The sequence below is a fragment of the Acinetobacter sp. ANC_7553 genome (genome assembly GCF_056779895.1).
Map to the genome: position 1 here is coordinate 31966 of NZ_JBWYIV010000003.1, position 22318 is coordinate 54283.

Annotated in this window: 19 protein-coding genes, 1 tRNA gene and 2 pseudogenes; 4 read left to right on the plus strand and 18 right to left on the minus strand. The window is 36.8% G+C overall.

The features are described from left to right. Positions 1-5: 5 nt before the first annotated feature. The 8 genes and pseudogenes from AC1M9I_RS03275 to AC1M9I_RS03310 all read right to left on the minus strand — a co-directional run bounded on the left by AC1M9I_RS03275 (position 6) and on the right by AC1M9I_RS03310 (position 9199). Positions 6-1541, minus strand: a complete 1536-nt coding sequence (locus AC1M9I_RS03275) for a hypothetical protein (RefSeq protein WP_481610681.1) — start codon at positions 1539-1541, stop codon at positions 6-8. Continuing rightward, on the minus strand, positions 1538-2950 hold the full coding sequence (locus AC1M9I_RS03280; RefSeq protein WP_481610682.1) for a restriction endonuclease subunit S: 1413 nt from the start codon (positions 2948-2950) through the stop codon (positions 1538-1540). Before AC1M9I_RS03280 ends, AC1M9I_RS03275 begins: the two co-directional genes overlap by 4 nt. Continuing rightward, positions 2937-5153 carry a type I restriction-modification system subunit M gene (locus AC1M9I_RS03285; protein ID WP_481610683.1) on the minus strand — a complete coding sequence of 739 codons (2217 nt, stop codon included), beginning with the start codon at positions 5151-5153 and terminating at the stop codon, positions 2937-2939. Before AC1M9I_RS03285 ends, AC1M9I_RS03280 begins: the two co-directional genes overlap by 14 nt. A gap of 187 nt (positions 5154-5340) precedes the next feature. After that, positions 5341-5430, minus strand: a pseudogene (locus AC1M9I_RS03290) (HNH endonuclease); the annotation flags it as partial. Positions 5431-5531: 101 nt separating this feature from the next. Then, positions 5532-5762: a helix-turn-helix transcriptional regulator gene (locus AC1M9I_RS03295; protein WP_481610684.1), complete on the minus strand. Its 231-nt coding sequence runs from the start codon at positions 5760-5762 to the stop codon at positions 5532-5534. Positions 5763-5841: 79 nt separating this feature from the next. After that, entirely contained in the window at positions 5842-6726 is an 885-nt protein-coding gene (locus AC1M9I_RS03300; protein ID WP_481610685.1) for a recombination directionality factor, read from the minus strand. A gap of 190 nt (positions 6727-6916) precedes the next feature. Beyond that, positions 6917-7975: a YqaJ viral recombinase family nuclease gene (locus AC1M9I_RS03305; RefSeq protein WP_481610686.1), complete on the minus strand. Its 1059-nt coding sequence runs from the start codon at positions 7973-7975 to the stop codon at positions 6917-6919. A gap of 189 nt (positions 7976-8164) precedes the next feature. Continuing rightward, complete coding sequence (locus tag AC1M9I_RS03310) at positions 8165-9199, minus strand: DUF932 domain-containing protein (RefSeq protein WP_481610687.1); 1035 nt, start codon at positions 9197-9199, stop codon at positions 8165-8167. Positions 9200-9831: 632 nt separating this feature from the next. Here AC1M9I_RS03310 and AC1M9I_RS03315 point away from each other — a divergent pair. From AC1M9I_RS03315 to AC1M9I_RS03325, 3 genes are read left to right on the plus strand one after another with little or no spacing between them, the layout of a single operon-like run. After that, positions 9832-10185: a hypothetical protein gene (locus tag AC1M9I_RS03315; RefSeq protein ID WP_481587860.1), complete on the plus strand. Its 354-nt coding sequence runs from the start codon at positions 9832-9834 to the stop codon at positions 10183-10185. Between the two features lie 42 nt (positions 10186-10227). Further along, positions 10228-10866: a DUF805 domain-containing protein gene (locus AC1M9I_RS03320; protein WP_481610688.1), complete on the plus strand. Its 639-nt coding sequence runs from the start codon at positions 10228-10230 to the stop codon at positions 10864-10866. A 38-nt stretch (positions 10867-10904) separates the two neighbouring features. After that, entirely contained in the window at positions 10905-11633 is a 729-nt protein-coding gene (locus AC1M9I_RS03325; protein ID WP_481610689.1) for a hypothetical protein, read from the plus strand. A gap of 56 nt (positions 11634-11689) precedes the next feature. Here the strand turns inward: AC1M9I_RS03325 and AC1M9I_RS03330 are convergent, their stop codons facing one another. From AC1M9I_RS03330 to AC1M9I_RS03365, 8 genes are all read right to left on the minus strand, one after another. Continuing rightward, entirely contained in the window at positions 11690-11962 is a 273-nt protein-coding gene (locus tag AC1M9I_RS03330; protein WP_481610690.1) for a hypothetical protein, read from the minus strand. A gap of 65 nt (positions 11963-12027) precedes the next feature. Further along, positions 12028-12978, minus strand: coding sequence for a YagK/YfjJ domain-containing protein (locus AC1M9I_RS03335; protein ID WP_092766039.1), 951 nt, complete (start codon positions 12976-12978; stop codon positions 12028-12030). Between the two features lie 545 nt (positions 12979-13523). Then, positions 13524-13751, minus strand: coding sequence for a helix-turn-helix transcriptional regulator (locus AC1M9I_RS03340; RefSeq protein ID WP_481610691.1), 228 nt, complete (start codon positions 13749-13751; stop codon positions 13524-13526). 126 nt (positions 13752-13877) lie between these two features. Continuing rightward, a complete protein-coding gene (locus AC1M9I_RS03345) occupies positions 13878-14003 on the minus strand; it encodes a hypothetical protein (protein WP_481595576.1) in 126 nt (41 codons plus the stop codon). Positions 14004-14009: 6 nt separating this feature from the next. Beyond that, positions 14010-16613, minus strand: coding sequence for a hypothetical protein (locus tag AC1M9I_RS03350; protein ID WP_481610692.1), 2604 nt, complete (start codon positions 16611-16613; stop codon positions 14010-14012). A 553-nt stretch (positions 16614-17166) separates the two neighbouring features. Then, the gene (locus AC1M9I_RS03355) at positions 17167-17565 is read right to left on the minus strand and encodes a hypothetical protein (RefSeq protein WP_092766036.1); all 399 of its coding nucleotides are present in this window, start codon (positions 17563-17565) and stop codon (positions 17167-17169) included. Positions 17566-17854: 289 nt separating this feature from the next. Continuing rightward, on the minus strand, positions 17855-18979 hold the full coding sequence (locus AC1M9I_RS03360) for a hypothetical protein (RefSeq protein WP_481610693.1): 1125 nt from the start codon (positions 18977-18979) through the stop codon (positions 17855-17857). After that, entirely contained in the window at positions 18979-19563 is a 585-nt protein-coding gene (locus AC1M9I_RS03365; protein ID WP_143047385.1) for a hypothetical protein, read from the minus strand. Before AC1M9I_RS03365 ends, AC1M9I_RS03360 begins: the two co-directional genes overlap by 1 nt. Positions 19564-19904: 341 nt before the next feature. Between AC1M9I_RS03365 and AC1M9I_RS03370 the strand changes: the two are divergent. Next, positions 19905-20690 (plus strand): annotated as a pseudogene (locus tag AC1M9I_RS03370) (tyrosine-type recombinase/integrase); the annotation flags it as partial. 117 nt (positions 20691-20807) lie between these two features. On the opposite strand, the gene AC1M9I_RS03375 reads toward AC1M9I_RS03370, so the two are convergent. Together AC1M9I_RS03375 and AC1M9I_RS03380 are read right to left on the minus strand one after the other, a co-directional pair. Beyond that, a complete protein-coding gene (locus tag AC1M9I_RS03375; protein WP_092766035.1) occupies positions 20808-22040 on the minus strand; it encodes a tyrosine-type recombinase/integrase in 1233 nt (410 codons plus the stop codon). A 163-nt stretch (positions 22041-22203) separates the two neighbouring features. Continuing rightward, a tRNA-Arg gene (locus tag AC1M9I_RS03380) sits at positions 22204-22279 on the minus strand. Positions 22280-22318 lie beyond the last annotated feature (39 nt).

The window sequence follows — 22318 nt, forward strand, 5'->3', positions numbered from 1 at the left end:
AGAAATTAAGTTAACTGATAATAAATTTTCAATGACTCTTCTAATTGGCTTTTCAATGTCAAAGTATCGGTAAATCGAATCTGTTTAATATCAGTGAGATTAAAGCCAACTCGATTTACTTTGAATGGTTCACTATCATTTTTGATTAAAATAAAGTTTTTATGTTCTAATCCTTTACCCTGATTTAACCCCATTAAATAACCAATTTCATGGTAAACATTACCGTTTTGATGACTTATATCTGCGATCAACAATCCGCTATCTTCAATAAGGTCTAAAATTTCATCATTGATATTGTGTGAATAACCTTGATTAAATTGATCAATCCTGATCTCACGAATTTGTATTTCCTGACCAAACTCTTGGTTCACTGCCTGTACAGCTGCTTGGATCGCTTCATAGTGAGGACGAGTATCATCAGAAAACTGCATTGAAATAAAAACTTGTTTACTTTTAACTTCTCGAATCTTTTTATAAATTTTTATCAATGAAGATGAATGTATTTGATCTAGATCAAAAATATGATTTTTCTTCATCCAATTGATAAAAATGGATAACTTCATTTGTGAAAGCTGAATGAATACACAAGCAACCACAATATCTACAGAAACATTATCTAGTCTTTCATTTCCTAGGATTTGATTGACGTGTCTTAATGCCTGTTTAATTTTATCAATTTCTTCATCCGATGCTGTAATTACATCTTCTGCTAGTGCAATATCAATCATCTTTTTTGAAAACGTTAAAGGACAATTAATAAAGTCTTGACCCAGATTAGGATAAACATCTGCTAAATTAGGTATCGATGCAATACCTAGTTTACGAACTGCATAAGTTGCCCAATCAAATTTTTCCTTTAACTCTTCATCATCAAAACTATCACTGGTTTCTCGTGAAATAATAGCTTTGAGATTTTGTTCCATCGTCAAAGGAACAGCTTTAGCATTGATATTATTAAATATCACACGCTCTGCTTTTTTATTTTCCTGATGAAGAATAGTCCCATGTTCTGCTTGAATTACTGGACTTAAAATAATACAAAATGGCGCATTTCTACTTGAAACAGATGAACTATTAAGATGCTCAACCGCAGATAATCTATGATTTCCATCAATTCGGTTGAAAGGCCTTGTGCCTTGAGAAATCAAAGCATCATCAATTGATAGTTCTACAAGCTGTACTTCAGTCCTATTTCTTATATCTGTTGTACTTTTAAACGAAACAGATTTAAGCTTTAACTGAATACCATCTACATTTGATAAAAATGTTTTTTTCGTACCATTAAACAATTGTTGGAAAGGAGGGATCTCTCCTCCATTTTTAATATTTTGTTTAACTTCCAAGCTCAAAATAATTTCTGAGAAAAATAAATATTCTTCATTCTGAAGATAATGTTGTAACTCTTGCTCACGCTCTTGAATATAAGCTCGTTGATAGCTCTCATCGGGCTTAGATAAACGAGCAAGTTCACCAAGTGGAGCAAAACCACGAATACAGAGCTGACCACCTAATGAATATTCTAAAATACCTCGGATAATCATTCCGTTTCTCCAAGAATTATTCTTTCAATTTCTTGTTTCGCATTCTCTAGAACTAAATTTGCTTCATCTTTAAGCTTTTTGGCTTCATCACGGATTTGTCGAATATGTGAGATTATTTCTTCCTGAAGAGCTAATGGAGGTAAAGGAATGTTTAAATCTAAGAGTACATCAATACCAACACCCGATTGATTATTCCAATTTGTACAAATTGAATAAAATATATTTGACTTTTGATAAAGATTCAGAATCAAAGCCAAGTATTCAGGGAGTATTTTAGTCTCATCCACTCTTAAAACAGTAATATGATTTGAATAAGTCGCTTCTAAATCTATATCCCAGTAAGCAGATTTACCTACAAGCTCCTGACTATTAGTATTGTTAAAAATCACATCACCTTTTTGAAGACGTTTATGTCTAGCTTCATCAGGCACAAATACATTTTTTTCAAATACAAATGAACCTTGAGGTCCTAAATTAGTTGGTCTAATTTGAAGAACACCTTCTTCCTCACTCGCTTGATCTTGACGCCCTACCCCCTGCCCAGAACTAAAGTCTATAATCAGAGTTTTTAGTTTGATAGATGTAAATTTACCTTTGTTGAATTGTTCCAAGTCTGAATTATAGTAAATCGGATCAAATCTTCTACCAACCAAATCCGAAAACATTCTTTTAAAAACCCTATCAGAAATAGAATTATTCTGATCGTCTAAAACGATACCTAGACTGTTCAAAACATCATCATAAAGTCTGTTTAACATCAAATCACTTTGTGAAATTTTTTTGTTCCTCAAAGCTAATACTGATTGATATAGATCAACGATTTGACTTTGCTCTTCATGTGAAGGGATCGGAATAATAATTTTCCCTAACTCAGCCTGTGTTATAGCTGGATAATTTCCACCGCTACTACGTTGTTTCATTTGAAGTAAAGAAAAAGGCATTTTTAATAGACAAAATAATGCTTCTTTCGACAAACTATCTTCCTTCAAATTTCTTATGATAGAAAAACCTGTAGAGGCAACTTTCACCTCATCATTATTATATAAACTAATTGCCCCCCTACTAGGTCTAGTAGTTGATACTAGAATATCACCGTTACGAACTATCATTTTAGCTCGACTTGGAGCATCATCAATCTTTACACATTTTGTATTGCTAATATTTCCACTCAATAAGTCTATACTACTGATTTCAATATAATGAAAAAAATCGGTAAATATAGATTTTTGATCCCATGTTTCATTGGAAAAGCTAACTAGATCAGCAAGCTTTTCAGATTTTTTCCAGCTGATCCTCTTTAAGTTTTCTTGATACTTAGGAGAAAAAAATTCAGGATCCCATCTGTTTTCAGATGAAAACTGCGAAAAATTAATAACAAACATATTATCTAGGTCATTAAAATGCTTCATGTTCAATCTCCTGAATAAATTTAGCTAATTCATTAGAGATCTCTTCAAGCTCATTCACCTGAGTCTGTTTCCCTGTTGCGTCATAACCAATATCTTCAGCTATTGCCATAAAGATCGGATAATCAGGTAACTCATTTTGCTTATTTTGCAAATATAGATCTTCTAACTTCTCTTTAAGATCATTAATCTTTTCACGATATTCAGCGTCAATTTCAGCTTTCCATGCTTTATATTCTTCAGTCTTTTTCAATACCGTCAATGACATCTCTTCATCATCATACGGATTATCAAAACCTTCCATTTTTTTAATAATTAAGGCTTTCTCTTTGTCCCAAGCTTTTAATTGTGTTTCATAAGCATTCTGAGTTTTTAAGTTATTTTGAATATTTAACTTACGCTGTTTTAAATCTTCTGTATGCGCTTCTGAATATTTCTTTAAAAATAGTACAGAACTCTTTACACCTGCGCCTGTTGCAGAAAATGCTGTTTGAGGCATAGAAATAACAGCGACAATTCGATACCAGTCTTCAATTTGATCACGAACATATTGCAAACTGCTATTGGTTAAAATGCCGTCTGGAATAACCACAGCTAAATAACCACCATCATTTAAGAAGTTATAAGCTTGCTCTATAAATAAAACTTCAGTGCTTTGAGAGTCACGGTTTTTGACACCTGAATTTTTTACATCTAACCAACCCGGTTCGTTATTACCTAAGTTATAAGTTTTTAGATAAGCTTGCTCTGTTAGCTTTACTGCTGAGCCAAATGGAGGGTTGGTAATAATGAAATCAAAGCTTCCATATTTAAAACCTTTATTTTGTGTATTTTTTTCAATCGTTTCTTCATTTAATAAACCATCTGATGAAATGACATTGGTATGTCCATCATCATGAATAATCATATTCATTTTTGCAGTACGAGCGATCTGCTCATTAATCTCAATGCCGTAAAGATTCTTTTCTGCAAAATCATGCCAATATTCATGCCAAGCACGATAATCATCTTTATCTGTTTCAAATTCAGGGTACTCGTCATTTGCATGTTTACGTACTTTATCTAGAGCATGAAGTAAAAAGCCCCCACTACCACATGATGTATCTAGTACACGAGATGTATTCTTAATTGGCAAAACATCAACAATAAATTTTACAATAGGACGTGGCGTAAAGTACTGACCAAACTCACCACGGAAGAATGAGCCCATAAATGTTTCAAATGCACGACCTTTACTATCGAGATCCGTCTCACTTAAATTGATTTCTTGTAAATAATTAACGATCGTACGAATACGCTCATTAGACAAACGAATATCATCTTTAAAAACTTCTTTATCGAAGTCTTTACCCTTTTGATAGATATGTTTAATGCGATCAGCCAAAGCCTGATTGGTTTTTTTTACGGAATCAGCTTCATCCTTACCAGAAACAGTAATGACCTGAAAGTCATAGACTTCACCTTTTTTACGACGTTTTTTTTCTGCTCCAGACAAGTTATAACGTTCATCCCAAATCTTACAGAAAATTAATTTATCTAATTCATCAAAAGCTTCTGATGGATTTAATTGACCACCTGCCCAAAGTGCATCATGTGCCTGTTTAAAACGTCGAGTGAGCTCATCTTCAGCTACTTGCTTAATGTCTTTAAACTCTTGAGTAACTTTTTTGCCAGTTTTAGGATCAAGATACTCATGTTTACCACCACCCTTAACAAAGGTATAAGGTGCTACGGTATCAGAGCCAAAATGAGGTAAATCTGTTAACGCCTCTTTAATATTCTTTTCTTTATTAAAACGATAAATTTCACTTAATAGCGTCGAATAAACCCAAATATATTTAACCGTACCAGATAGTACATTTGCATAACTAAAACATTGATTTACAGCCTGATTAAACTCAGCTTGTGTAACTTCTTGCTTTTTTGCCTCGACAATAATTACAGGCTTGGTATGAGAAGCATCTTCGTAAACAATTAAGTCAGCTTCTATTTTCCCTGAACCTAACGGTACGGAAACGAATTGCTTGATATTCTCAACTGGATAACCAAACTCTAAAACTAAACGAATAAAAGCCTCAGCTTGTACAGACTCCTCTGGATTATTGAAATTTCTAGATTTCCCTTGCTTTATATAAGTGATGGTTGAACCATCATCACTTAACGAAATCAACTTTGCATTTAAGCCCTGTTTAATCCAGTTGTCCATGTTTTCACTACTAAGAATATTCTAAATTGGATGGGATTTTAGCAAAATAAGGATGCAAACCAAATTTATTTTTTCAAATAAAAAATCATTAAATATCATAAACTTTTATAAAAATATTTTTGTATAAAATGATATTTCATTAATTTTGTTTGAATAATCTTCGTGAAAATGTGTCTCAAAATTAATTTTATATTTTCCATTGAACATAATTATTCTCTTTCCCCTGAGCATACACCCACTCGGCCACCTTATGCGAACGTTCCATATCTGTCAGAAATTCGATACACAATAAGTAAATCCTGCTTTCAATCATCTATCGTTTTCATTTTTGCTACTTAGGCTAATAAACAAAAAAATAAGGGAGCAAAAGCTCCCTATCTATTCACGGCTCGCCAACTTATTTTCAATCCATTGATGGATCTCATAAGCTGACCAACCGATACGGTTTTGAGTAATTTTGACTTTCTTTGGAAAAGTCGGATCGTAGTAGGGTGAATTCTCATCCATCATTTCATAGATGGTGGAACGTCCAACGCCAACTAGCTCTATGACCTGCTTGATACTAATCAGTTGGTTCATTTGGAATGTTTGTCCTACAAATGTACTCATGGTGTTTACTCCGATCTCATGATGTCGAGCAACTCGCTCATGAGATACGGCAATCCCGTAAGGATTTACCCTGTCCGATTCAATTCAACGCAGTCACGGAACCTTTTAAACCCTGTTGAATATCAAAAGACTCATTTTGAACAACGGACTGCTGTTGCTCTTCTCCCTGATGAAACTCCTCTACTACATCCAATCCTTCCTCTATATCCATTTCAAACTTCGCATTAGCAAAGCCCTGTCGTGCCATCTGATCGAGTGCCTCTTGATTAAATCCCGACTGCTTAGTTTGCTGATCAATCTCACGTGCTGTGTGAATCGCAGACTGTAAATCAACACCCTCTCTTAATGTTAAATCCACGTAATACACAGGCTGACGATAACTTTGTGTTGTACTCTTACCTCGTAACGTCAGTTGCAGTGGCAAGCATGAAAGCAAGCCGTTCGATGCTGCATGGTAGTAGCTCAAGCGAGCTGCCAAAGTCCGAATGCTGTTAAAGCCTGTGGTTCTAAAGATGAAGGTGCCAAATTCATCCGACTCATCTAAGTTCACATGCAAACGCCCATAGGGCTTACAGTGCCCACCTTGAGCCAATGGACATAAATCAGGAGATGGACATGGATGCTGTTCCACACCTTGATTGGTCAACCTCTGACAAGTCTGCCCATCACCCACACAAACAGGTCGTCCAGTCTGACGGTCAAACAAGGTGTACTCAGCACGTAAGTTCAGATCAGGATCATTAAAGATCATGCGGACTGGGATAGAGCGAAGCTTTTGATTTGGTGCATTGGCTCGTAGCTGTTCATCTAATGGGTGCTTAACCCATCCTTCTTTATTTTGGATCTGTGAAGTTATGGTAAATTGGTCATCTTTCTCAGGTAGTCGTTTGCCATTCTTTTCCACGACTCTCCCAATACTGATACGCCCAAGTGTAGGCGGTGTAATTGCTAGACCTTTAATCATTTTAATACTCCAATTAAATCTTTAAGGCGTTGGGTTCTTATATGTAAGTTTCAACGACTGCTAGAAAGTAGACATAATTACTAAAAAGCGAGTGTTGACTGCAAAAATCGCGACCGATTTGCTCTCTACACATGTTGTAGAGAGCGGGGAGCGATTTTTGTGCATTTTTGATGAAGTGAATGAGATGGGCTTAATCGATATAGATGTTGAAGCGACGACTGCCCTGTCTTTTTAGTGGATATTGTTCAATGAGATCAGGCTGATGCTTGAGCAGTGCTTTGGTCTCTAAACTGACACTGTCATTGGCTTTCTTCCAAACCACCGAACCACGACTAAACGTGGCACGCTCTGCATCCTTCATCATCATTTGGATTTGATGCTTCAGCTCATCAAAACGTTCTTGTTTATGTTGAATCTCTTCTTTCAGTTTGATCAGCTTATCGAACATGAGATTGGCTGTTTCGTTCTGTGATAGATCTTCAACGGTCAGTGGCACATGGATTGGATACAACTGCTGAATGGCTTTGGCTGCTGATTCACTTGCATCTACTGAAGGGGGGGTATCCTTTTCCACACATTCCCAGAAGTAGCGTTCCGCATTAATGATGTGCTCAATCACAGATTCAGAACGAGTCACTTTAAAGATTTTAGTTTCATGCCCACAGAGCAACACACAAACATGGGCTGCCTGTTTTCCTGTCACAGCTAATTGGTGCTGTACCTGACATAGTACATAGAGCGGTACGCCATCACGCCAAAGCTTAGCGCCATGTTCCCCTGCTGTTTTACATTCAAGGATCTGTACTTCATCACTGCCGACAACGGAATAATCTAAGTTTGCTAACATGAAATGCTTATCAGGGTCAGAGTGCTGTAACACAGCATTGACTCGACGTACCTTATTATTGGTGTGCATGCTGTAATACTCAGCCACCAATGGTTCAAGTTGCTTGCCCCAATACAGTGGTGCAACACCTGTACTTTCATCTTCAATGGATTGTGTTTGGCGACCTGTTTTGATCAGCCACAGTTCTAGCATCGACATGTAGGGATTTAAACCACATGCTGTTGCCGCGTCACTACTCCCAATACCTTGTTTACGAACTTCAAGCCAATCTTGATACGCCATATCCTTGGTGCTGACTAAGCGTTTAGCAGAGTTAGCTCGCTTGGTTGTGGTTAATGGATTTAATGCTGTTTGCACACCTGCCTGTACAGGCTGATTTGAAATCGGTGCGATTTGATTCATAGTTCTATCCTTATAAATTTCAGTTTTTTGTAAAAAAGAAGCGTGTAAATAAGCCATACCCGACACGAGGTCGGGTATGGCGATATGTATGCTGATTCAGATTGTTGATTGTGAGTTGAAAGTAGGGAGAGTTACGTGTGTGCTGTACTCAGCGATTGTTTAGACTTGCGGGGTTACGATTACATGAGCTTAGGCTATCAAAGATAAAGCCTGTTCGAGTCCACGTTGTTTAAGACCTGCGCCTGCACCAAACCATGCTGAATCGAGACGATGATCCGTACTCATGGCACGACGTTCATGATCAACAAATTCCGTGATCGAACAGAGTAAGCCATAAGCCGTACCTTTAGCAGATGAAAGTTCTGCTCCTCGTCCCTGACCATTAAACATGTCGAGTGCTTTAGTCATGGCTCTTCCATTGGGTTCAGTTTTGTTTTGCTGTGGTGGGTTGCTTGCTACCTGACGATAGAACTGAATGATGTTCTCTTCAGGATCGTTTATTGACATGGTGCTATTGTTGAACACAGCATCAAAGTAAGCTTTGGCTTCCTGTTGACTGACTTTACGTTGCGAGAGCTGTTTCATTTCATACATGTGCTCATCCCATGCACGCACTGAAATACCCAATTGCTGCTTCACCTTCTCTGCATCGAACTTGGTGCTGTGCGGCACTTTGACTACACCTGAACTTGCAGTTGCACCTTTCAGGGCTATCGCAAGCGTGTTGTTACACACGACTCGAATACTGGTGAATTGTGCTGTAGTTGCTAGCGTACCATCACATGCAGAGGCAAGGAGCACATAGCCATTACTAACATCCTTTCCTTTCAACGCTGTGCTTTGACCTGTACGTGCTAAAGCCCAGAACTTCTTACCACCTTTCAGCACGCCTGCTGTTTCTAACTCAAAGCCAGATTGTTCAGTCAGATCACGGTAGAACTCTAGAATTTCTTTAGGTTGTACTTCCTGATAACGCTGACTGACCACAGATAACGGTGCATGAGTATCTGAGCGATACAGCACACGTTGTTCTTCAAAGGGCATGATGATGCTTTGACCACGTTCATTCTGAGCCATGTAACTGACATTGGATGATTCGATGCGCCAATCCATGCCTGCTTGTTGTGCCCAAACCTCGAGTGGCTGATTTGGACTGAGTTGATTACCTAAGCCATGCCAAGGGGTTTCGCCCACATAGGCCATTTGTTCTAATTGATGTGCCATGATTTTAACCTCTATATTTGTGCAATCTTCAGCTGCATAAAAAAAGGCCTGCTGGGGAAGCAGACCAAACTTGGACATGTAGATATTCAATCACTGTGAAATCTACAAAAGATTCATTTAGATGTTATATATCTCTATTTTTTTATAATTGATGGATACATTTGTTTAAAATTCAGCTTAAAGTTTAGCTCGGTCAAATTGACCTAAACCCTTTCAACGATTATGATTCTAGCGCTGGCCTACATTGCCAGTCGGTTTTAGCAGACCGTAGATCCAAGCAAGAAATGGCTCAGGTTATTTCTTGGGAATCCTCTCGTCTCCCTTTTTTCTTAATGGTAGGACGGAAGGGGGACACCTACGGGTGTGCTGGTTCCTTGGATCCCAGTCTGCTAACCCCTTTTCGTTCTGCCACCATTAATTAGCAGTAATGCGGTAGAACTTCTTAATTCCAAGGAGTCAACCATGACCAATTTTTCTTATTTATATCCCTCGCCTTCATTGCAGCGAATGAATACCCAACGCTTTTGTATGGGTGTGTATTCACACAAATCAAAATAATTACATTCACCCACATTTTTTGGTGATTACTTTTTAACTTAGCCTTTCTTTGAGGAAGGTATGAGTGTTTTGTCATGAAAAAATTTTGCTTTTTGATGCTCATCATTTTTGGGATAAGTGCTTGTCATTCAGATTCGTCTTCACCTGTATCTGTACGTCTTGACCTCATGCCGAATCAATTCTATATCCCTAACAATCCCTATACCCCTGCTTATTTCAATTCCGTGATTATTCAAGCAACTAAAGATCAAGTCACTATAGAAAACATTGTCATTAATCGTGGGCAATGTCCTTTATCTTCGTGGAGAAAAAACATGTCCACACTGAAGTTTGGGCAAAGCTATCAAAGTGTTATCGATTGCCACATTGAGCAAGTCAGAGAAGTCACCGTTAAGACCAATCAAGGTGAATTTACTTTTAATTTTTAACACGCTTTTACATCAATATTTATAAATAATGAGGACATAATAATGAAAGGTAAGATTTTAGATTTTTCAGTACAAGATCAAACAGGTCTAATTCTTGGCGACAATCAACAACGCTTTACATTCGACATTCACGAATGGAAGGATTCTCTCGCTCCAGTACGTGGACTATCGGTAGATTTCGACGTCAACTCAGAACAACAAGCAATAGCCATTTATCTGGATATCCATCAGCAACAACCGAGCCATGCATCTCAAACCCTTGGTTCCGACTCAAATAATACGCTTCAACAAGATGAATCTAGTCAGTCAAACCCATCGTTGTTGGCTAAATTTGAAAAGTCTGAAAATCATTATCGTCAAGCCATTATCGCTTGCTTTAAAAAGTTTGCTGATTTTAAAGGCCGTGCACGTCGTCGTGAGTTTTGGTATTTCGAACTCTTTTGTGTATTGCTCAGTCTTGTGCTTAGTCTGTTTAGCGATAGCTTAGCCACTTTGGCAATGCTCATCACTTTCATTCCAAATCTTGCTGTTAGTGTAAGACGTTTGCATGACATCGGTCGTTCAGGCTGGTGGATGCTCTTGGTCTTTATTCCCATCATTGGCATCTTGTGGCTTTTGTTTTGGGCGACTCAAGAAGGCACTACAGATTCAAATCAATATGGTGAATCACCTAAAAACTAAAACACGATTCTTTATATTACTAATTCAAGGATTTCAGAATGAAAAAAAGAATTTTATTCCCTAGTTTGATCGTTTGTTTGGCATTATTCGGTTGCCAACAAAAAGATACAACGAATGATCAAGTAGACACACAGGCACAACAAAATAGTGAGCCTACACCACCATCGGGAATCAAACATTCTAAATTAGGAATAATGGCAATCGAAAGCTATGCTCAAGCTGAGCTACAAACATTGCTTGATTCTGAATTTCCCAATACCTATACCGCTTTACCTCTTCTCAATGTGCAATATCTTCGTCGAGATGATCAAGGTCTTTATCTCTACTCAAGCAGTTTAAGATTTAAAGAAAATAGTTCAGGGCAAATTCTGGGTTGTGATCAGTCTGAAATATCTTGGAATATTGACACCAATGACATTGGTATCGGACTTCAAGGTAGTTGCTTTAATGCTGTAGATGATCAGACTGAATATTCAGGAGATCATTCATCACAAACTATTCCCAAAGAATCACCTATTAAAATTATCCTTGAGCCTAATCCTGCTCATAACTTTATGTCGATTCTCAAAATTCAATCTGTGGTGGATGAAGTAACGGTACAAGACGTTCATTTAAATCGTGGAAACTGTCCGCTTTACGCAAAAATGAATAGTCCTCGCAAAGTCACTTTTGGCAACTGGATTTCAGTGGATGCCAATTGCAATAAAAATAAAATTATTGAAGTGACCATTTCAACAGATCAAGGTGACTGGATCTTTAAGCCTTAAAAAAACCAAAGTCACGTTAGCAACATGGGAGTGGTATTGCTCCCATGTTTTTTAGTTTAGTAAAACTTTTGTCCACAATCTTGGCAATGAAAATAAGACTGTGTCACTGCTGTAGATTGACTCCCCAATACATTATCTAACAACCCACCAACAACAATGCCTGCAATACCTCCGACTAATGGTGAGATCGGTAAGCTTTTGGAGAGGGTCGCTCCGATTGTGGCAAATGATGCATTGGATGAGAAAATATTTTGCGAAGGATAATTTGAAGGTTGTGGCATGGCACGGGCAACATGCTCTGAATGGCAGTGTGGACAGTTAATTTGCATTAGATATACCTCTATAAAAGAAAAAAGGCTTATCCAGTGATAAGCCTTGAAAGAGAAGATGTTTCTCATCTAGATGATATATATTCAAAATTATTTCTAAATGATGTACGTTCTCGATATCGACGATCACTACGACGATATTTACTCATACCAAAGGTACGCATTCTCAAGGGTTTAACCCGTAAATACTGTTTGTCCTTTTCAGGATTTACCAAGTAGGAACATACATGCTTCGCATTCTCAACCGATCTTAGATCATTTCGGTAAATCATCCCAATGCCTAGCTTCCCCGACTTTCTGAACTGCTCTTTATGCTCCGTACTATTGCAATTAAAGCCATAGCCATCCTGTTTCGTTATCTGCTTCCAGCGCTCAATGACTTCATTTGCATAGTAATAATCTTGCTTTTTCACTGCACCGTTATAAATCATCAAGAGATGGCAATGGTAGCCCTTTTCCTCTCCTTGCTCTAATGCCCATGCATAACCCTCTAGATCACTAAAACACCTATCCCCATCCTGAATATATCCTATTAACTTTTGTACATCATCCCTAAATAGGCGAATATCAATGTCAGCATGTTTTTCTTTTATATAGGCTAAATCAACCCTAACAAACAAGAGCTTGCTATAATGTTGAGTTAAATTATCAATATGCTTAAGTAACTGTTCACGATTACGTTCTTCAGCCTGATAGAAGTTTTTTCTCTCAACCTCACGCTGTCTTACGAATGTAGTAAAAAATGCCTGAACATCTTCAAACTTCATCTGATAAAGTTGTTCATAGTCAACTTTTCCATTAATGGTGTTTTGCTTCTTTAGCTGAAGAATGGCTTGGATATAGGCGGAATACCAAAGGTTATCATCATATTCAAAATCTATTTCGTTTATAAGAAATTCGAGTTCTTGCTTAAAACCTTCCCAGCCTATGTTGCCAGAGTGATAAATGGTTTTCTCAACAAAATCTTCTATGTCAATGAATAGCTTTGAATGATTACAAGTTGAAAAGTTTGCCATGGTAAAATCTCCTATGTGATATGACGCTACATAAGAGAAGTGAAATATGTTTTATATTACAGAGGGTCCTAGAATGTTTACCGCTATTAGTATTTCTAGATAATTATGTTTCTTAAAATTGTTTATACGCTTTTTACTAAATACTAGCCATTGCTAATGAATGCAGAAGATTTACTAATCTCCATAAGAACAGTCATAGCACTGTTCAAACAATAAACTTAATCAATCATACTTATATAAACTCTATTAATTTTGTATATGTTATAAATATAACTATAAGTACTATTAACTTAATTAAGTACATGTATTATAAATACAATAATATTAATAACCTACTAAGCAAACGCACATGGACCAAATATAAGAATAGGCACTTAGCCTGCATTTCATCTCGTCCATTGAAATATACTCCCATAGGAACAGCGCAGTAGGTGCTATAAATCCTGTTTTGAAACTATTCCCTTAACAATATGGAAGCGGAAGTTATCTCCTGCCAGAAACTTATAAATAGAATGAAGGGAGCCAAAGCTCCCATATACTCGTACTCAACGGCTATTCAACTTGCTTTCAATCCACTGATGTCCTTCTAATGCTGACCAACCAACTCGTCCAGTTGTTAAATGTACAGGCTTTGGAAATGTTGGATCATAACACTCCATCTTAACGTTTATAAGCTTGTAAATTGTGGCACGACTAATACCAGTAAAGAACACAACTTGCTTTAGGTTGATAATCTGATGCATGGTAAAGGTTTCACCAACAAATGTATTCATTATGAATGCTCCTCAATGATTAGACTGAGCTGATTTCGCTCAAATAATCAGGGAGTTCTGTGAACTAATAATAAGATTCCATTTTCCGACTCAATACTATTTTTCTAATGCATTGTTAACTAGGTGTCATTTTTTAATGCTATCAAATGCATCTATAGCCCGTTGAATGAATTTAGAGCTCAATTCTTCCATAGAGACCACTTGCTCCTCATGATCAACATATTCTTCATCAAGCCCCACATTTTCTTTCATCTTCGACTAAGTCAAAATATCCCCCTGTTTAGTTTTTGATTGTTTGGGCTTTTCTGCAACTACATGCCCTTTCAAAAACTGATCCAAGCTTCTAATCCTATGACCTTTATCAGTCGAATCCAGATTTTCTAGTAAGTTAAATTCCCATCTACACAACAGTCCATGTGCTGCATAACAATCAGCAAGCTCAGATTTGAAAGTTTGTAATTTTTTACCGTCATAATGCTTGATATGTAAAAAATCTAGTGATCGCGGTAAGGATGTAATCATAGCGCTTTGGCTAATTTTGAGATCTTCATTTCTGAAAAGTTTTAAGTAATTGAGGCTAGTGTCTAATGATCCTTTTTTACTTTTAGAAATCTTCTCCTTTTTTATAGAGATGTACTTGCCCCAGTACTCAATTACTTTTCTTCTGGATTGCTTAATGCATTCTTCATTTTTCTGTTCATCATAATCGGACAATGTCTGAGCATTAAAAATCAATGTAATATCAGTATTCAGTACTCTGTCTATAAACATACGTGTACCAACATAAGCAACTAGACTCTCACCACTTATTTTTCTAGTTCGCTTCAGATTTTTTAAGAAGTCTGTAAGCAACGCATTGAATGCAGTAATGTTGTCCTCTGTAGTAAAAACGTTATTCGGTTGGTAAGAAAATATCAATCGAAAAGCGAATACATCTTGCCTGATTGTTTGATTTAAATAGTCTTTTGCTTTAGCTTTATTTCGTTTAACACTCACGATCTCTTGTTTTTCAATATCAAAAAAAGAAGGCCCTCCTTTTAAATCGCCTGCAATATAATTGTCTAGATTTTTAAAACTATCTAGGCAAAACTTCAAATCTGCTATGCCATCCCTATTGATTTTAAAATTCCATCGATTCCTAATGAATAGTCGCAGAAATATTCTTACCCGCCATCCAATAAAATCTAATTTTTCTAATTTTTCTAATTTTTCTAATTTTTCTAATTTTTCTAATTTTTCTAATTTTTCTATTAAGTTAAGACCCAGTTGCTTTAACTGCTGTGCAATATGCAAATACTGCTTTGCCAATTGAGATAAACATTTCAATGGAGCTTTTTCAATCTGACTTTGTGGCAAGTATTCTTCAATCAATATCTGAACTGGGTTGTACTGAACCAACCGCATGAAGTGCTCAATAGACACAAATAACTGTACACAATTCTCTTGCTCTCTCCACCCAAAAGGCAACATGTTTTTGTATTGTGAATAAACTAATGCTAACAGCTTTAAATCATCTTTGGCTTGTTTCGGTAAGTTATTATTTTTCCAAATCTGCTTAGCTTCTACACTGAAGTCCAAATCAATAAAATCATCAATTTTTTCAACACACGCTTCGATCTTCTCCCGATCCTGCAGAAGATTGACATTGTGGTCATTACTTGAAGATCTTTTAATTGCCATGAGTGAAACTGGATGTTCTAGATATTTATCTACGTAAATACTATCCGCTACCCGCACCAAATCAGGTTTAAGGAAAGAATCGACACGGTAGAAGTAGCCAAGCACCCAATATTCAAATGCCTTTCTTTCAAACCTAGAACGTGCCTTAATAACCTCTTTATATCTAGGATCCAATGATTGAATTAAACGGCCTAAATCTTGTATATCAACTTTAAACGGCTTATTACCCAAATGCTCATCTGCATCCATCTGTAATTCTAAATCTTTCTGTATAACGGCTCGTATCTTTCTTGAATCCAGCTTTTGATTTTTAAATAATAATATCCACTGCAACACAAGACTTGAATTTATCCCTATCTCAATACGAGAATATTCAGCAAGCAACCCATACCTTTCAACCAGTAGACGAAAACAACCTCGTAATTCGATTCGCTTTCTACTTAAAGCCTGCCACTTTCTACCAATTGTATGTTCCTGTGGCGTCAAGGTGATCTCAAAACACATCACCCTTGAAGACTTATGGATTGCTAGAAACTCGTTAAATTGTCTTACCCCCTCATCAAATTGCTTATAAACACCCAAAGTTAGTTCTTCGGTAAGACAGGTGGCTACCTCGGAATCAATATTTTCTGATTCAGCAAGTTCTTTTGGCTCAGTCTGCCCTACATGTAAAACACTCAAATACTTTTCGAAGAAATCAAAAATAGCTTCATAGGGAAATGTTTCAACTTGCCATCTTTGTCCCCTTTTCCAAAAAAGAGTATCAGGATACCTCTCAAGGTACGCGATATAGGATGCTACATTCTTACTAAAATTGTGCGTTGGCTGTGCATATTTGATTAAATCACGCTCAACACGTAAATCCTCATAAAACGTTATAATCTGATTTAGTCTTTGCTGATCACCATGTTCTTGAGCAGATAAAAACTCATCCCTTGTCGGATAAGCTCGCTCATAAACTAAGCCAAGTTGACGTTCTAGATTTTCTAACAGACATATTGTTTCGTAAAAAATGCCCTCTGAAATCTCTTTGCCATGTTCTTTATAGTTTATCCATTTTTGGTTGTATCTTTTTTTTAGGAGAAGAAAAAGATCTTCATTACTAATCAAATCCACATCTGAATCGCGACTCACAACTTTATTATCATCATTTTTTAGCTTGTTCGTATGCACTTCAGACACCTCTTCATTCAATACAATTGATTAATTATCTTAAAAATAAAATACACCAAGTCAAATAAATAGATATGAAAAGCCAATATAATACTAAAATCGTGGTATTTAAAGAGGTATAAACTTACACCACCTTCTTATAAAGATTAAAATTCCAATATATTAATACATTAATTCCAATAGAATAATTCATCAAATCCAATTTATGTCTATTTAAATTCCAAGTAATAAATTATAGTTTTATAGGAATAGATTTGTAATGACAGACTAGTTGCCCCCCGACCTTCTACATCATGATATGCAACAATACCCTTTTGTGGATGATGCGAGTGATCACTCAGAGTAAGTTAAAAATGTGCGTAGATTCAATACAGCGACTTCTTAAAATGGCTTAAGCCCCAAAAGAATTTAGATCAATGATATGTTTTATCCCCAACTAGCTTTAAGCGCGCCAAGCAACCTAATTAAGAAAAGTGTGTTTAGAAGAAAGTTTGACACAGGCTAAGAGTTTAAGATCATTCTATGAAGAGCATACTCATTTCTATATCTGTCTAATAAAGTATTAATAAAGATCAAATAAAACTGCTGTAATATAGTAAACCTCAGTAGGTTTTAAACATTTATCATAGAAAATAAACTCATCTGAACTTTGTGGCATCGAGGCATAGCCACTTAAATCCATATTAATAACTCCACCCACCCCGACTTCTTGCCATAATGGTGTATGCAGTCGCATATCAATCACTTTGACACGCTCATCCTGATAAGCGGCTAAACCCACTTCTGGAATTTGATGGCTATAAACAAAATCATACTCAGGATTAAGTTGATCAAGAGATACAAAAATCGCTGTCTTGCTTTCCGTATACACCACAAGCTCCGCTAACACATCCGACCATCGTGTTTCATCCAATGCGGCATCATAGATCATACCGATCAGTTTACTTTCCTGTTCTACCATATCCCCACCATAAAAATTAAATCTCTTATCTTTTCAATAAGATTATTACTTTTTGTTATTTTAGAGAATGTAGGATATTTGGTGGAAAGTCAAAAAAATGTGGAATATACAACACAACTCTAAGAGTGTTTAAAATAAAAATCCAATAAATAAAGCCACCATACTATCTAGATAATAATAAGGTGGCTGATGAGAGAGGAAGAATCTGACATAAAATGTCATTTAAAACAAAATTAAAACCATGATTTATCATTTGTAGATATTCTGGTTTAGGTGAAAATTAGTATAATTATTTTACATCACAACTAAAGCGTGTTGCCTGAACAATCAATTGCTCAGCTGGACAACTGACATTGACAGTCACATCATCCCCTACGCCGATACAGGCATTGTTCAATAACCAATCAGACCTAGAGGTATGTCGCCAATTTGACTCGGAAGGACAACGATAGCGTACTTCCTGTAACCTACAAGCATTATAGACATGTTTAGGGCGTTGTGCTTTGCCAAGTACTCCTACAATACGTGTACTTTTTCCACCGTGACAACTGATTGCCCCAACTCGTGTTCCTGCTCGAATAGCACGATTATAATTTTCCGCCTGCTGTTTTTTCTGAGCTTCTGCGGCTAATCTTAAGTCTTCCTGTTTTTTACGCTCAAGCTCTTTTTGGCGTTTTTCTTCCTCCTGTTTTTTGACTAAAGCCTGCTGTTTCTGTTCAGCCTCTTGTTTGCGCTGTTGTTCTTGTTTCTTCAAAAGCTCTTGTTCATCTTTTTTCACACCTTCTTTTGATTTATCAATACTGCTACTTTTTTGTGAAGAAAATGCATTAGACGAAGTACTCCTTGTTTGATTTACTTGCTCCATATGCTGTCGTTGTTGCTGAGCATTACTTATCGTCTTAGAGATACGAGCATTAAAACGAATACGGTCATTTTCAGCTTGTTGCATTGTACTATTCAAAGTATTTAAACCATGAAGTGTAGCATTTGCCCACATCTGTTGATTTGCTTGTCTTTCAGCCGCTGCTTCGCGTCGCTGTTGTATTTCACGTGCTTTTCTTTCACTTTCTACACGTAACTCATTTTGTCGCTCTGCATTCGTCAACGCTAAGCTGCGCTCTAGACGTTGCTTATGCCAGTCATCTACACGTTGACCAGCTTTAAATTCACAAGAACTATTGATCCATTCAGATTTACCCAATTCTGTTAAATAGAGCGTACGACAGCTTCCTTTACCATGGGGAATACCATCTTTGAGTTGCCCCCTAAACCAATACGTTGCGTATTTATAATAGCCATCTACATCTTTTTGCTTATTTTGTAAAGTAAATTGAGGAATGGGAGGCGGAGATGTATTACTTGTACATCCCACAAGTCCCATAAATATGATCATTATCATCAAATGACGAGACATTATGGAGCTCCCTGCGTTAAAACAGACATTACTTTACGGACCCGGATATTAGCTGAGGTCTGCGCATGGGTTTCATTCATACTTTTACTTGCAAAAAGATACGGTATAACGAGCCAACCATTGCTCACGATTCGATAATCCAAATAAGCAGTTGTTGATGCAATCTGCATCCCATTTTCATACATCGTGAGCTTACAGCTTTCTTCCGAAGTTTCATCATTTGCAGGGAATGTTCCTGCGGTGATTAACCATAAAAAACCTGTAAGAAATCCAGAATCCTCACTCCAACGATCTTGTTGACAAGCCACTCTTAAAAAGTATCCATGAGTAGATGGCTGATCTAAGTTTGTACGTTTGACTGAAGAAAATAATTGTGTGGCTTCCCATGCTCTAATGTCAGCATTTACATAACTGTGACTGGATAATTTTTGAAAATAGATTTCTAAAGGCTGTTCTTTAGTAATATTCAAATTAAGTGATTGCGATATTGTAGGAGCTTTCCGCTCATGAACACCTAATGTTGCTTGACAGGCTGTTAAAGCAATCCCCACCAATACAACTAAAACCCTTGAAAGATATCTCATATAACTCCCCGATCATCTAAATTTAGAAAAAATTCAATTTATCATCTGTATTTAAGATTCTACATCACCAAATGGAGATATCACTGCATTTTTTCTAATCAAATATAAATGCCAGTCAATTAAACTGACTGGCATTGGATACGGACTTTTTTAATTTAGACGAGATGTAATGCCTTACATCATGCCAATTAATAATCTAACCTTCACTAAATACAAATTACATTACAACCTATCCAATTGATTTAAATATATTTTTATTCTAACTTTCCATAACAATGTGATACATGCAATTACCAATTTTTGTGAGTAAGCACTTTCTAAAATACCGTTACTCACATCACATGCTAAACGATCTTAAAATCAAAAGCTTAAAGCCACGTGAAGAATTATACCGCGTGGCTGATCACTCAGGACTCTGTATAGAAATCCGCCCGTCTGGTAGCAAATTCTGGCGTTATCGCTACCGATTTCTTACTAAAGCCAAAATGCTCACAATCGGTCAATATCCCGAAATTACTTTAGCATACGCTCGCTTGAAAACAATGGAATATCGATAACAACTCGCTAAAGGAGTAGACCCAATAAGCCACCAGAAAAAAGAACGCCTTGAAGCAATCAAAGCAAATAATGGTACATTCCTTTTAGTCGCCAACGAATTTATGAATTCTCGAAAAACTCAACAATCAAAGGAATGGGAACAACGCCGCAGCAGTTATTTTGAGAAGGATGTTTATCCTCTTATCGGTAATAAACCTATTCATGAGATCGACTCGATTGATATTAAAAATGTTCTTGATAGCACTATGGCAAGAATCAAAAAATCAGGAAGAGGTACAGGGGAAGTTAAGGGAATTTTTGTTAGGCAAATAATAGGTGAAGTCATGGAATATGCCATTATCACAAAACGTATTTCTATTGACCCTACCTACATCCTTAGAAGCTACATAAAGCAGCCAGAAGTAACTCATGCCAGACCCTTGACTGAATCTGAAAAAAGAGAACTTATGTCTAAGCTCAATACATACGGTGGCTCTACTAGTACAAGAAATGCTATCAAAGTGGCAACATATACATGGCTTAGAAGCATTGAAATACGTCGAGGCAAAAATCTACATTTTGATGTGGAGCATATTGAGGGGTAAGCACATAGACAAAAAATAAGCCCCTGTAAAAACAGGGGCTTATTTGAATATTTGGCGGAGATGGCGGAAACTGAATTCGCTTGCTACATTTAAGCTTACTGATCAGTCCACAGTCTTATACATTAACTTATCTAAATAATCAGACCATGCTTGCATCATAACCGTACGTTCTTCTAAGTATTTTGTACGGTTGTATGCTCTTCCATGCATATCACGAACCTGATGAGCAAGTTGCTGTTCAATCCGTTCGATAGGAAACTTTAATACTTCATCTAATAGAGTTCTGGCAGTCGCTCTAAAGCCATGACCTGTCGTTTCACCATTTTCAAAACCATATTGCTTTAATCGTTTGTTAATAGTTGACTCGCTAATCGTTTTAGACTGATCTCGCATCGACACAAAGCAATACTCCGTATAACCTGTTATCTGGTGCAATTCTTTGAACAAGGTCATAACTTGATCTGACAAAGGAACAATATGCTGTAATGCCGTTTGATTCTTTGTCTTTGAAGGGGTGTATTTCCAAACTCGATTTTCAAAATCAATGTCTGCCCACTTCGCTCCTCTTAATTCTCCTGGACGCACAAAAACATGAGGTAATATTTTCACGGCATAATCTATCGCGATATCACCACGGCCAACACTATTATTAATATTCCTCAATAACTGTCCTAGCTTTTGCTCATCTGTGATCGCTGATCTATGCTTGGTTTTACCAACTTTTAAGATCCCACTAATTTGATCTGCCACGTTAAATTGACACAAGCCTAAAGCAATCGCATAACGGAAGACTTGGGATGCTTTGCTTCTCATGCGCTTTGCTGAATCTGTCTTACCCTGCTTTTCGTAAATACGACAAACTTCTAAAATTTGTGATGGAGTAATACTATCTATTGGATAATCCCCAATTGCAGAATACAACTTACCCCAAACAAATTGATTCCGTCGTTGAGTACTAGGCTCTAACTCCTCTGTCTTTCTATATTCATCTGCGATTAAACCGAAAGTATTTTGGCCTAATTTAGCTTCTTCTTCATTTTTCTTCACAACCGCTGGATCTATATTTTGGGCGAGTAATTCTCGACATTCAGTTCTTTTTGCTCGTGCATTTAGCAACGATACCTCTGGGTATGTTCCAAAAGAAATGCTATTACGTTTTTTAGTGATTGGGCGAGCATAGTCCCACCTCCAATATGAGTTACCATTCTTATCAATGATAAAAAACAATCCTTTACCATCGGCTAGTTTGATTTGAACATTGGTTGATAACTTTTTATGTGCATTTACAGCTGAACGAATCTGTGTATCTGTCAGATTTACAATTATTTTTGGCATTTTTACGGTAAGCCTTTGCAATAATTTTGAAATTACCGCAAAAATTACCGCAAAAAACTTAAATAACCTAAAACATGCTCGGACTGTATCGGACAAGATAAAAACATAAGTTGTTTATTTTTAATGATTTTCGTATTTATTCGGATGAGGTAAAACAGTGAAATGGTGCGCTCAGCGGGACTCGAACCCACGCCACAGGCTTCGGAGACCTGTACTCTATCCAGTTGAGCTATGAGCGCATTTTAGGAAGTGCGCACATCATAACAAAAAAAACTCTA

What these genes read in the sequence shown, in the direction of transcription:
- AC1M9I_RS03275 (WP_481610681.1), bottom strand. Translation starts at nt 1,541, where the DNA reads ATGATTATCCGAGGTATTTTAGAATATTCATTAGGTGGTCAGCTCTGT.
- AC1M9I_RS03280 (WP_481610682.1), bottom strand. Translation starts at nt 2,950, where the DNA reads ATGAAGCATTTTAATGACCTAGATAATATGTTTGTTATTAATTTTTCG.
- AC1M9I_RS03285 (WP_481610683.1), bottom strand. Translation starts at nt 5,153, where the DNA reads ATGGACAACTGGATTAAACAGGGCTTAAATGCAAAGTTGATTTCGTTA.
- AC1M9I_RS03295 (WP_481610684.1), bottom strand. Translation starts at nt 5,762, where the DNA reads ATGAGTACATTTGTAGGACAAACATTCCAAATGAACCAACTGATTAGT.
- AC1M9I_RS03300 (WP_481610685.1), bottom strand. Translation starts at nt 6,726, where the DNA reads ATGATTAAAGGTCTAGCAATTACACCGCCTACACTTGGGCGTATCAGT.
- AC1M9I_RS03305 (WP_481610686.1), bottom strand. Translation starts at nt 7,975, where the DNA reads ATGAATCAAATCGCACCGATTTCAAATCAGCCTGTACAGGCAGGTGTG.
- AC1M9I_RS03310 (WP_481610687.1), bottom strand. Translation starts at nt 9,199, where the DNA reads ATGGCACATCAATTAGAACAAATGGCCTATGTGGGCGAAACCCCTTGG.
- AC1M9I_RS03315 (WP_481587860.1), top strand. Translation starts at nt 9,832, where the DNA reads ATGAAAAAATTTTGCTTTTTGATGCTCATCATTTTTGGGATAAGTGCT.
- AC1M9I_RS03320 (WP_481610688.1), top strand. Translation starts at nt 10,228, where the DNA reads ATGAAAGGTAAGATTTTAGATTTTTCAGTACAAGATCAAACAGGTCTA.
- AC1M9I_RS03325 (WP_481610689.1), top strand. Translation starts at nt 10,905, where the DNA reads ATGAAAAAAAGAATTTTATTCCCTAGTTTGATCGTTTGTTTGGCATTA.
- AC1M9I_RS03330 (WP_481610690.1), bottom strand. Translation starts at nt 11,962, where the DNA reads ATGCAAATTAACTGTCCACACTGCCATTCAGAGCATGTTGCCCGTGCC.
- AC1M9I_RS03335 (WP_092766039.1), bottom strand. Translation starts at nt 12,978, where the DNA reads ATGGCAAACTTTTCAACTTGTAATCATTCAAAGCTATTCATTGACATA.
- AC1M9I_RS03340 (WP_481610691.1), bottom strand. Translation starts at nt 13,751, where the DNA reads ATGAATACATTTGTTGGTGAAACCTTTACCATGCATCAGATTATCAAC.
- AC1M9I_RS03345 (WP_481595576.1), bottom strand. Translation starts at nt 14,003, where the DNA reads ATGAAAGAAAATGTGGGGCTTGATGAAGAATATGTTGATCATGAGGAG.
- AC1M9I_RS03355 (WP_092766036.1), bottom strand. Translation starts at nt 17,565, where the DNA reads ATGGTAGAACAGGAAAGTAAACTGATCGGTATGATCTATGATGCCGCA.
- AC1M9I_RS03360 (WP_481610693.1), bottom strand. Translation starts at nt 18,979, where the DNA reads ATGTCTCGTCATTTGATGATAATGATCATATTTATGGGACTTGTGGGA.
- AC1M9I_RS03365 (WP_143047385.1), bottom strand. Translation starts at nt 19,563, where the DNA reads ATGAGATATCTTTCAAGGGTTTTAGTTGTATTGGTGGGGATTGCTTTA.
- AC1M9I_RS03375 (WP_092766035.1), bottom strand. Translation starts at nt 22,040, where the DNA reads ATGCCAAAAATAATTGTAAATCTGACAGATACACAGATTCGTTCAGCT.